We start from the raw sequence: 10,390 nt of genomic DNA on the forward strand, positions 1-10,390 counted from the left end.
ATTATTATATAATGACACATTGCATTTTTCTCCATGCAAAACAGAAAAAACAGGCTTTAAAACTATGATTATTTTAAGTGATCAAACCAATACAGACCTTGAAGAAAATACAACAAAACCAGAAAACTACTTGGATTCACTGCTTCTAAAGAAGAATAAATATATTATTTGTCATAAAGAAGCAGAAAATCTAACAAAACAAGGCGTCAAAGCTAATATAATTGGAGACAACTTTTGTTTAAACATTTAATATAAATTAACAGTCTCAGTAATGAGACTGTTAATATTTTTAATGAAAAAGACTTATTATTTAATTTAAAATTGCATCTAAAATTAAATTGTCTAAGTTTGAACATTTATTTACTATTGAAGCCGTGTTATGAATTGTTTCTTCAACAGTTGCTTTAATAAGTCCTTCGCCACTATGGAAAACTTTATTATTCATTACCATAGAACTAGCTAAAATTGCATTTTCTACACTAATAGCAACTTTAAAAGCACAAGAGACTTTTGCGCCATCACAATAGATTCCTGCAATAGATGCTAGAGTATTATTTATGCAAGACTTAATTTGATTTTTATTACCACCTCTTAACCAAGTTATAGCGGCACCTGTTGCTGCTGCGGCATTTACAGCCCCACAAAATGCAGAAAGTTTATTAAACTCTTGTTTTTGCCAAATCGCCAATAAATTAGAAAGCATTATGGCTCTATATAAAACCTCTTGATCAATATTATTTCGTTTAGCATAACTTATAATTGGTAAAGAAACTATTAATCCTTGATTGCCTGATCCACTATTAATTATAACAGGCATATCACACCCTGACATTCTAGCTTCACTAGCAGAAGCCGTAATAGCAACATCAAAATTTTCATGAACAAAATATTGGCCAATATTAATTTCTTTATTATTTAATAAACCCCATTTCCCTATATCGTAATTAAGATATACTTGATTTTCAATACAACTTGGAATTAATGTTGAATCGAGATTATTCACGAAATCATATATTTCATCAAAATTTAAATCATATTTTTTATCAGATAATAATTCATCATTATTTTTCTCAAAAATTATAATATCATTCTTAATTATTTTGATTATATTTGTATGCTCTCCCTTCAATTCAACACTAACTTTTTCTCCAGACCCCAATAAATTAACCTTAATAAATAAAGCATCATTTTCATCTGATTTAATAATTTTTATATCTTTAGTATTAACGAATTCATCTAAAAGATTTACATCAGAACTATTTAAAGAATCGAGAATTTTCAATTTTTTTGAACAATTATTTACGATTATTCCTGCTGCTACAGCATATTTTATGCCTTTCCTATTATTAGTATTAGGAATAGATACACCATGTACATTCTTTATTATATTTGTACTGCATTCAATTTCTATTCTATTTATAGTTCCTTTAAAATATTTCTGTGCAATTGATGAAACATAAGCAATTGATGCAGGTTCTGTACACCCTAATGCAACAACTAATTCCTTTTCAAGAATATCAATTATTTTTCTATTATTTTCATCACTCAAAATCAAATCCTTTTTTATTATAGATATTTCTCAATATCAAAATCAATTAAATCCTTAATCATTTTATAATTTGTTTCAAACTCAACCTCACTAGGATAAGAAGTTAAACAGCCTAAATCTTTAACGCAATAGCCCCCAGAAATATTTCCATAAATAACACAGTCTGCAATATTTTTATTATAAAAAAGGCCATAAATAAACCCACTTAAAAAAGCATCTCCTGCACCTGTTGAATCAACCTTCTTTATCCAATCTAATGCTGGAACTACATATTGTTCTGTATCTGTGCTGACAAAACAGCCTTTATTATCTAATTTAATAATAACTTTCTTAAAATATTTATGCAAAATTTTAGCTGCATCAATTATATTTTTAGTATTAGTAATTTTTAATGCTTCAGGGATACTTGGTGTAAAATAATCTGCTATTTCTAAATACTTTTCAAATTTTTCAATACTTAAATGATCAACCCATCCAGTATCATAAACAAAAATTGTTTGGGGATATATTTTCTTCAATTTTATATAAACATCCTCATAACCTTCTTGCATTTGAATAATTTTTGCACCCTTACAATTATCAAACACTTTATCTTTCATTCCATCAGTTATTGGAATATCTTTTCTATAAGAAATAAAGGTTCTATCTTTTTTTGTAACTACAACAGAGGTAACAGTTAAAGGCATTTCACTACCTTCATAAATATTAATATAGGGTTGCTTATAATTATTAAGTTGCTCTTTAACTAATAATGATAAAGTATCTTCTCCTAATAATGTAATTAATTTAGCAGGAACATTTAATCTAGATAAATTAATCATCGTAGCAGCTGCACCGCCACCTAACTGTATATCAAAGGCTTTAGAAAATATTTCGGTACCTTCTTTTGGAACATTTTTTACATCTCCATATAGTATATCAACATTAATGATTCCAGTACTTGCAACAAAACTCATATTCTACTCCCAACCATTAATATATTCTTTATTTGAATCCAGATATTCATTAACTAACTTAGTAGCAATAGAATAAGAATTAACCAAAGGATGTGAAAATAAACAGTCAATTGCAGTCTGCTTATCCTTTTCGCGAATTGCTTTTGAAGCTAATCTTTCATATGTTTTAACTTTTTTAATTAAGGCCAAAAGAGTTTCATTTAGATTTAAAAACCTATGATTAATTACATCATTATTTTCTATTGTACATGTTATTTCAACAACATCAGAATCTTCCAAATCCTTTATTGAGCCATTATTTGGAACACACATTATCATATTTATACTTTTTTTAGTTTCAATAGCCTTTATGAAATTTAAAGCAACGCCTGCATATCCTCCTAAATCTGGAGAATATATATCAAATCTAAAAGGCTTTTTCTCTTTAGTTATTCCTGTTTCATTTTTCATGTAAGCGGATTCTCTTTTATTATACCATTTCTCAAAAATTTTTAAGCAAACATCAAAATCCTTACTAATATTATATTGTTTTAATTCTTCAATTAATCCAATATTAACATCATTAATTAAATGTCCTCTTGTTTTTGGAGACGTTAGAATATTGTTTAAAGCTTGTTCTCTATAGAAGAAATAATACAAATATTCATTTATAATATAACCAAAATGTTTTGTTATATTTTTATCAAAATATCTCATTTCACTTTCTTCATATATTCTAGAATTATTAATTATATCTTCTAAATATTCCTTTCCATCAATTTTAATGCTATTAAAAAAAGATAAGTGATTTAATCCAAAACATTCTCCAACTATACTTGAAGGTGAAACATTATAAATTTTTGCAAAATCATTTAATAAACCACTTGGAGCATCACAAATTCCATATGTAAATTCATATCCCATATCCCTTAAAGTTTGAGATACTACTCCTGCAGGATTTGTAAAATTAAAAACTTTAACATCTTCTTGTGAATATTTTTTTATTAAATCGCAATATCTTGCTAAAACAGGAACAGATCTCATAGCAAAAGAAAAACCTGCAGCACCTGTTGTCTCTTGCCCAATTACATTATTATTTAGAGCAATTGATTCATCATCAATTCTCTTTAAATCACCACCAACTCTGATAGTAGTTATAATGTATTTTGCATTTTTTACTGCTATAATTATATCTGTAGTAAGAGTAAATAAAATATCTTTATCAATTCTTTTGGCCACTTCTTGAGCCATTTTTCCAAAAATATTTAATTTCTCTTCATTTGTATCCATAAATACAATTTCGTCTATATTTAATTCTTTAGCACGTTGAGTGATACTTTTTGCCAAAAACATTGAACGTACCCCACCACCACCTAAAACTGCTAATTTCATTTTTTTCTCCTAAAATAATCAATAATTTAAAGCAATAGCAATTAAAGCATTTATAGCATTTGCTAATAAGCTTTCATCAAAAAGAACTTTTGGATTATGTAATGGATATTTAAATCCATCTTCTTCTCGCCCTGCAGCTACTAAAAATATTGCTGAAGGAACTTTAGCTGAATAATATGAAAAGTCTTCTCCAAAAATGAATTTACCTTTATTAAATAAATTAATTGCATTTTCAAATTTAATATTTTCACTTATAAATAGGTCTTTTATCTTATCAATTAACAATTTATCTGAAACTACACTTTGGCAGCCTTTTAAAATTTCAGCCTCTGCTGTTGCTCTAAAAGTTTGTGCCGTGAATTTCGAAATATCTTTAATTCTCGAATAAATAAATGGTTTATTTTGTTCGTCAAAAGTTCTTATTGAACCTTCAATTATAGCCTTTGATGCAATTATATTACTTTTTTCACCGGATATAACTTTACCGATGGTAATTAATGTTGGATTTAAAAAAGATATTTCTCGCTCACAAATATTCATTAAATTGATAATTATATGAGATGCAACAATTATTGGATCAATTGCTTTTTCGGGCATTGCTCCATGGCCCCCTGATCCATTTACTTCTATTTTAAAAAAATCAGTGGAAAGGGTATTTGCTCCAGGTTCAGGAATAATTATTGTGCCAGCCTTTACATCTAAAGAAGGATATAAATGTAACATTATTGCATTATCTACTTCATCCAAATAACCATTATCAACAACTTTCTTTCCACCTTCAATTATTTCTTCAGCGGGTTGAAAAATTAATTTAACTTTATTTTTTAATAGAGGTTCCTTTTGCTTAAGAAGTTTTGCAACATTTAATAAAATTGCGCTGTGAAAATCATGCCCACATGCATGCATATTACCATTTTTTGAAGAAAACTCTAACCCGCTTTCTTCTTTTATCGGTAAAGCATCCATATCAGCCCGTAATAATAAAGTTTTACCTTTATTTCCAAAATTAACACTTATTATATTATCTTGATCAATACTATAATTAATATTATTTTTCTCTAAATAAAAAATAATATATTTTGTAGTTTTGGGAAGGTCAAACCCTAATTCAGGATTTTCATGCAACCATCTTCTATCCGCAATTGCACTCTTTATTTGTTCTGAATTAATTTTAAAATCAGTCATGTTATACCAACTATCTACCATATTGTTTTTTTGTAATTAGTGAATTGATTTTGTCCAAAACGATTGGTTGTCTATTATATAGACCTTCTGCATATTCACATCCAGCTAAAGTCCCTAGATTTTTACAACCTATTAATAAATGTTCATCAATTTGTTGAGACCTATAACATTTCATACTTTTTATTTTCTCAGAAATTACTTCATCAATATTTATTAATATATCTGGCCTTTTTTCATTTGTTCTGGAATCAAGAGAAACATATAATAATTGACAAGGATGCCAAGTTTCATCTCCCATATATTTCTTTAATCCAGCAACAAAAACTGTTCTGTCAACAATTTTTGATACAGCTAAATGATCAGGATGATAATCATCAGGATGTATTGTAATTATAATCTTAGGCTTTGTTTCTACTAAATAAGGAATTATTTTATCCACGGCTTCTCTAGAAAACTCCACATTACTATCTTCAAAATCTAAGTTCTTTAAATAATCTAAATCCATTACAATTGCAGCTTGATTTAATTCTTTAACCCTAGTTTCTTTTGATGCAAAGCCTCCAGATTCACCTTTAGTTAAAATTATTGCACCCGTTTTTAAACCTTCTTTTTTAGCTAATAATAATGTTCCAGCTATAGCTTGTTCATCATCTGGATGAGCCCCAATAAACAAAATATCTAACATATAAATCTCCCTTAACTTTTAATACCTGTATTTGCAATTCCTTCAACAATGTTTTTTTGAAAAATCATAAATATTATTAACATTGGAAAAACAGAAATTACACCTCCCGCCATAACTTGTTCATAATAGGTAGTATGCTCACCAATTAATAAACCCAGTCCTGCAGACAAAGTCATTTTATTAATAGATCTATTAACAATTAATGGCCACATTAAAGCTTTCCAAGTATTCAATGCAGTTATGATTGCCAATGAAACCAATCCAGGTTTTAATAATGGTAATAAAATCTGTCTATAAATTCTAAAATAAGAACAACCATCTATTGTCGCAGCTTCATCTAAAGTTTTTGGAATACTTAAGTAAAATTGTCTAAGCATAAATACTCCAAACGCATTAAATAAATTAGGTAAAATCAAAGCTCTTATTGTATCAGTGCTCTTTAACCAAATCATAATATTGTAATGAGGAATTAAAAATATTTGGCTTGGTAACATCAATAAAGCAAGAACAAAAATAAAAATTATATTATTACCAGGGAATTTTAATCTTGCGAATGCATAAGCAGCTAAAGAAGTAATTATTAATTGCCCAATAATAACAAATACTATTACTACTATGGTATTTAAATATAATCTAACAAAAGGAAATTTTTCAGCAATTATTAAATAATTTATCCACTGAGTTTTTTTAGGAAAAATAATTGGAGGAATTGCAATTGCCTCTTCAAAAGTTTTTATTGAAGTTAAGAACATCCAAAAAAATGGAGCAACAGTTATAAATACCCCTATAATTAAAATCAAATACACAAAAATATTTGAATTATTTTTAATTTTTTTATTCATAATGCACCCACTTATTTTGAAATTTCAATTGAATTATTGTCACAAATAAAATTATAAAAAATAAAACCATTGATATCGCAGCTGCAAACCCTTTATCAAAGGCTATAAAGGCTCGATCATAAAAATAGTAAACCAATGACATGCTATATCTTAAACTAAGTGCTGTTGGTTGAATCATAAGAAAAATAAAATCAAAAATTTGAAAAATTCCTATTGTCGTCATTACTGTTGAGAAAAATAAAGTAGGAGTCAATAAAGGTAATGTTATTCTAAAAAAAATCTTAATAGATGATGCTCCATCAATTTTTGCAGCCTCATAATATGTTGTTGAAATATTTTGTAACCCAGCCATAATTATTATTGTATATATAGCTACCATACTCCAAACCAAAACAATAGTAATTGATATTTGTACCAAATTATTATTAGATAACCAAGCAATTTTTTCAAAACCTAGTTTAACTAAAATAAAATTAATTATTCCAAATTCATAATTGTATAACCATCTCCAAAGCAATCCAATTGCTGCTGGCATTGTAACTGCAGGCAAAAATAAACTTGTTCTAAAAAAAGTTTTAAATTTTCCAATTGAGTTCAGAAATGTTGCAGTTAATGTTGAGAAAACAATAACAAAAGGAACGCCAAGCAATACATAAATAATTGTATTTTTCAAAGATATAATAAATTTCTCATCACTAAATAGTTTTTTATAATTTTCTAGTCCAATAAAATCTGGTTTTCCAAACGATGATAAATTTGTAAAACTATATGCAAAGTTTTGAAAAAAAGCAAAAAAATAAAAAAGAGACAAGCCCAACAATAATGGTAAAATGAATAAGTAAGCACTTTTTGCTTCTTTCTTCTCTTTACTAGTCATATACCCCACCTTTAACTATATTTTATATATTCCAGTAATTTAATACTGGAATATATACATAAAACTACTTATCTAGGATTGGTTGCATCTGTTTATATATTATATCACAACCTTCTTTTGCGGAAATTTCTTGAGCATAAATTCTTGCAACATTATCATTTATAATTCCAAGCCAAGCATTAATATCTGGACCTGCAGGGAATGGAACAGAATTAATTGCTGCATCAAAGAAAGCTTGAGCATTAATATTTTTAAAATGGTCTTTATAATAAACTTGAGCTGACTTATATGCTGGAATATCAATACCTGCTTCACCTTGAATCTTATTCCCAACTTCTCCAGTTATGAAAGAGATTAGCTCAAAAGCTCCTTCAGGATATTTAGTATTTTTAAATATGCCATATCCTAAGCCACCAATAACAGAAGTATTATCTTTTTCTTGTAATGGCATTGTTATCAAGCCTAAATTACCTTCTTTAGCTATTGAAGAATTTTCTAATACAGAAGCTTGCCAAGATCCAATAAATACTATTGCACCTCTTTTAGATAAGAATAAATCTGTACCTTTAGTTTCTGATAAAACAGTATATGGAGCTAATAAATCTTCATTAAATAAATCAACAACATTTTGATATGATTCCACAGTACTATCTAGATTATAACCTGATTTTTTATAATCTGAACTAATTACATAACCACCTGTTTGATAAGCAAAATTAAAATGGGATGGTTGAGCATCAAGTTCCATTAAAATTGGGTATTCTGATCCTCCTGCTGCAGAAATAGCAGTTTTAAGTTGCATAGCAGTATCTTTCATATCTTCCCAAGTCCATCCTGTTTTCGGATAATCAACATCATATTTATCAAAAAGTTCTTTATTAAAAGCTACTGCAACAGTATCCATACCTTTTGGTAAACACCAAACATGGTTGTCATATTTAAACATATTAACAGTTGTTTCAACATAATCATTTAAATTAATTCCCGAATCTTTTACATAATCATCTAAAGGCAACATAACGTTTCCTTCTACATATTTTGGCAAATAAACATTCATCCAAAATACATCTGCAGCTTGTCCTGCGCCTGCAGCTGCATCCAATTTTGTCCAATATGAATTCCAAGGTGTCAATTCTAGTACAGCTTCATAATCATTATTTTGAGCATTAAATTCATCTAAAATTTGTTGAATTGCTGGTCTTTGATTTTCATCCCAAATACTTAATGTTAAAGTTTTTTTACCAGTTTCTTCTTTTGCACCATTTGCAAATACAGAGCTAATTGTAAAAAAACTAATTAAAAGAAACAAAAATACCTTTTTTACTTTTTTCATATAAATCTCCCTTTCTATTAACATATTTTATGAAAAGGTTTTCATAAAATAGCCATATTCTCTTAATTTCTTGAAAACGTTTTCATAACAATATTGCACTACATATTTCTCTTTGTCAAGAAATAATTTATTTTTTTTATTAAATTCTGATTTATCAATTTTATAAGACAAATAACTCCTTTTATGATATTATAAAATTGTTAAAATGATAATGAGGTGCTTATGGGAGCAAAAATAACTGATGTTGCAAAAAAAGCTGGTGTTTCTATTTCTACAGTTTCAAGAGTTCTAAACGGACAAGCCAAAGTTAGTCCTTCATTAAAGAAAAAAGTTTTATCAGTTGTAAAAGAACTTGAATATCAACCTAGCCAAGCTGCTAGAAGTCTTGCTAGCAGAAAATCAACACTTATTGGAGTTATTGTTCCAGATTTAAGTTATGATTATTACTCAACTATGATATCAACAATTGAAGAAGAAGCTAGCAAAAATGGCTACAATATTATTGTTTGTAGTATTCAAGAAGATTTAGCAAAAGAAATCAAGTATCTAAAACTATTTAATGAAATGTATATATGTGGACTAATTTTAATGCATGAGAAAGTTAATAGCAAAATACTTGAACTTTTAAATAATTGTACATTTCCTGTGATTCAAGCAAGTATAATGATCAAAGGTTATAATTCAATAAATATAAATATTGATGATTATAAAGCTGCATATGAAGCCGTTAAATATTTAATTAATAATGGACATAAAGATATTGCTATGATTGGAAGTGTGAATAAAGATACCACTAGTGGCTTTCTTCGTCATAAAGGGTATTGTGATGCTTTAAAAGATAATAATCTTCAAGTTCATAACAGCTTTTTCAAAATAGGTGATTTTTCATATGAATCAGGATATCAAAACGCTAAAGAATTATTTTCTTTAAAAAATCGTCCTACTGCTATTTTTGCAGCAAGTGATACAATGGCTATCGGAGCTCTAAATGCTGCAATGGATAATGGATTTTCTGTTCCAGATGATATTTCAATTTTAGGGTTTGATAATATTTTCTTATCATCAATTTTTAGGCCAGCTCTATCTACTATAGCACAGCCAGCTAAACTTATTGGAAAATTAGCTGTTGCATCAATTATAAATGATAAACCAGAATATATAATTGATAATAAAAAATATGATTTAAAAGATAATAAAATTATTGTACCCTATTCTATTATCAAGAGAAGTTCAGTAAAAGAAATTAACTAATTATTTTTAATCTTTTAGCAACTTTAATTACAGTGGTTGGATCATCAGTCATAATGGAATCAACTCCTAACTTAAATAATCTTTCCATTTCCATTTCATCATTGATTGTCCAAACCATTATTACGGCTCCTCTTTCATGCATCATTTTTATAAAACGTGGAGTAATAACTTTAATAACACCTTGAGCTACAGGAACTTGAAATATAATTTTCCTATCTGCTAATTTCTTAGGTAATATATTTAATTTTTGTTTTAATAATAAAGGAATAACTTCTTTTGTAGTAACACTAGTTAAAATATCTGGAGCTTTTTCTCTAATTGCTTGAAGATTACTTAAATGA

11 protein-coding genes are annotated in these 10,390 nt (G+C 27.6%); 2 read left to right on the plus strand and 9 right to left on the minus strand.

Features of this window, described 5'->3' with window-relative positions; translation table 11 throughout:
* Positions 1–250: DUF4867 family protein (locus tag ACPKM0_RS09095; protein WP_472475305.1), on the plus strand; the 250-nt coding region annotated here is incomplete at its 5' end.
* A gap of 60 nt (positions 251–310) precedes the next feature.
* Here the strand turns inward: ACPKM0_RS09095 and ACPKM0_RS09100 are convergent.
* From ACPKM0_RS09100 to ACPKM0_RS09135, 8 genes are all read right to left on the minus strand, one after another.
* Entirely contained in the window at positions 311–1,549 is a 1,239-nt protein-coding gene (locus ACPKM0_RS09100; RefSeq protein ID WP_472475306.1) for an L-cysteine desulfidase family protein, read from the minus strand.
* A gap of 17 nt (positions 1,550–1,566) precedes the next feature.
* The gene (locus tag ACPKM0_RS09105; RefSeq protein WP_472475307.1) at positions 1,567–2,505 is read right to left on the minus strand and encodes a carbohydrate kinase family protein; all 939 of its coding nucleotides are present in this window, start codon (positions 2,503–2,505) and stop codon (positions 1,567–1,569) included.
* A 3-nt stretch (positions 2,506–2,508) separates the two neighbouring features.
* The gene (locus tag ACPKM0_RS09110; RefSeq protein ID WP_472475308.1) at positions 2,509–3,876 is read right to left on the minus strand and encodes a family 4 glycosyl hydrolase; all 1,368 of its coding nucleotides are present in this window, start codon (positions 3,874–3,876) and stop codon (positions 2,509–2,511) included.
* A gap of 18 nt (positions 3,877–3,894) precedes the next feature.
* Positions 3,895–5,061 (minus strand): M20 metallopeptidase family protein, encoded by a 1,167-nt coding sequence (locus ACPKM0_RS09115; RefSeq protein WP_472475309.1) that lies wholly within the window; start codon positions 5,059–5,061, stop codon positions 3,895–3,897.
* Positions 5,062–5,071: 10 nt separating this feature from the next.
* A complete protein-coding gene (locus ACPKM0_RS09120; protein ID WP_472475310.1) occupies positions 5,072–5,746 on the minus strand; it encodes a PIG-L deacetylase family protein in 675 nt (224 codons plus the stop codon).
* 11 nt (positions 5,747–5,757) lie between these two features.
* Entirely contained in the window at positions 5,758–6,588 is an 831-nt protein-coding gene (locus tag ACPKM0_RS09125) for a carbohydrate ABC transporter permease (protein WP_472475312.1), read from the minus strand.
* On the minus strand, positions 6,581–7,465 hold the full coding sequence (locus ACPKM0_RS09130) for a carbohydrate ABC transporter permease (RefSeq protein WP_472475313.1): 885 nt from the start codon (positions 7,463–7,465) through the stop codon (positions 6,581–6,583). The genes ACPKM0_RS09125 and ACPKM0_RS09130 overlap by 8 nt, the downstream gene beginning before the upstream one ends.
* Before the next feature lie 64 nt (positions 7,466–7,529).
* Positions 7,530–8,798, minus strand: coding sequence for an ABC transporter substrate-binding protein (locus ACPKM0_RS09135; protein ID WP_472475315.1), 1,269 nt, complete (start codon positions 8,796–8,798; stop codon positions 7,530–7,532).
* A 222-nt stretch (positions 8,799–9,020) separates the two neighbouring features.
* Between ACPKM0_RS09135 and ACPKM0_RS09140 the strand changes: the two genes are divergently transcribed.
* Complete coding sequence (locus ACPKM0_RS09140; protein ID WP_472475316.1) at positions 9,021–10,049, plus strand: LacI family DNA-binding transcriptional regulator; 1,029 nt, start codon at positions 9,021–9,023, stop codon at positions 10,047–10,049.
* Here ACPKM0_RS09140 and ACPKM0_RS09145 read toward each other — a convergent pair.
* The coding region (locus tag ACPKM0_RS09145) for a glycerophosphodiester phosphodiesterase family protein (RefSeq protein WP_472475317.1) at positions 10,042–10,390 on the minus strand (349 nt) is incomplete at its 5' end. The genes ACPKM0_RS09140 and ACPKM0_RS09145 overlap by 8 nt on opposite strands.

Source organism: Pleomorphochaeta sp. (assembly GCF_050031695.1).
Taxonomy (GTDB): domain Bacteria; phylum Spirochaetota; class Spirochaetia; order Sphaerochaetales; family Sphaerochaetaceae; genus Pleomorphochaeta.

Coding starts and splice junctions, on each gene's coding strand:
- ACPKM0_RS09140 (WP_472475316.1), top strand. CDS start 9,021: ATGGGAGCAAAAATAACTGATGTTGCAAAAAAAGCTGGTGTTTCTATT.
- ACPKM0_RS09115 (WP_472475309.1), bottom strand. CDS start 5,061: ATGACTGATTTTAAAATTAATTCAGAACAAATAAAGAGTGCAATTGCG.
- ACPKM0_RS09105 (WP_472475307.1), bottom strand. CDS start 2,505: ATGAGTTTTGTTGCAAGTACTGGAATCATTAATGTTGATATACTATAT.
- ACPKM0_RS09130 (WP_472475313.1), bottom strand. CDS start 7,465: ATGACTAGTAAAGAGAAGAAAGAAGCAAAAAGTGCTTACTTATTCATT.
- ACPKM0_RS09110 (WP_472475308.1), bottom strand. CDS start 3,876: ATGAAATTAGCAGTTTTAGGTGGTGGTGGGGTACGTTCAATGTTTTTG.
- ACPKM0_RS09135 (WP_472475315.1), bottom strand. CDS start 8,798: ATGAAAAAAGTAAAAAAGGTATTTTTGTTTCTTTTAATTAGTTTTTTT.
- ACPKM0_RS09120 (WP_472475310.1), bottom strand. CDS start 5,746: ATGTTAGATATTTTGTTTATTGGGGCTCATCCAGATGATGAACAAGCT.
- ACPKM0_RS09125 (WP_472475312.1), bottom strand. CDS start 6,588: ATGAATAAAAAAATTAAAAATAATTCAAATATTTTTGTGTATTTGATT.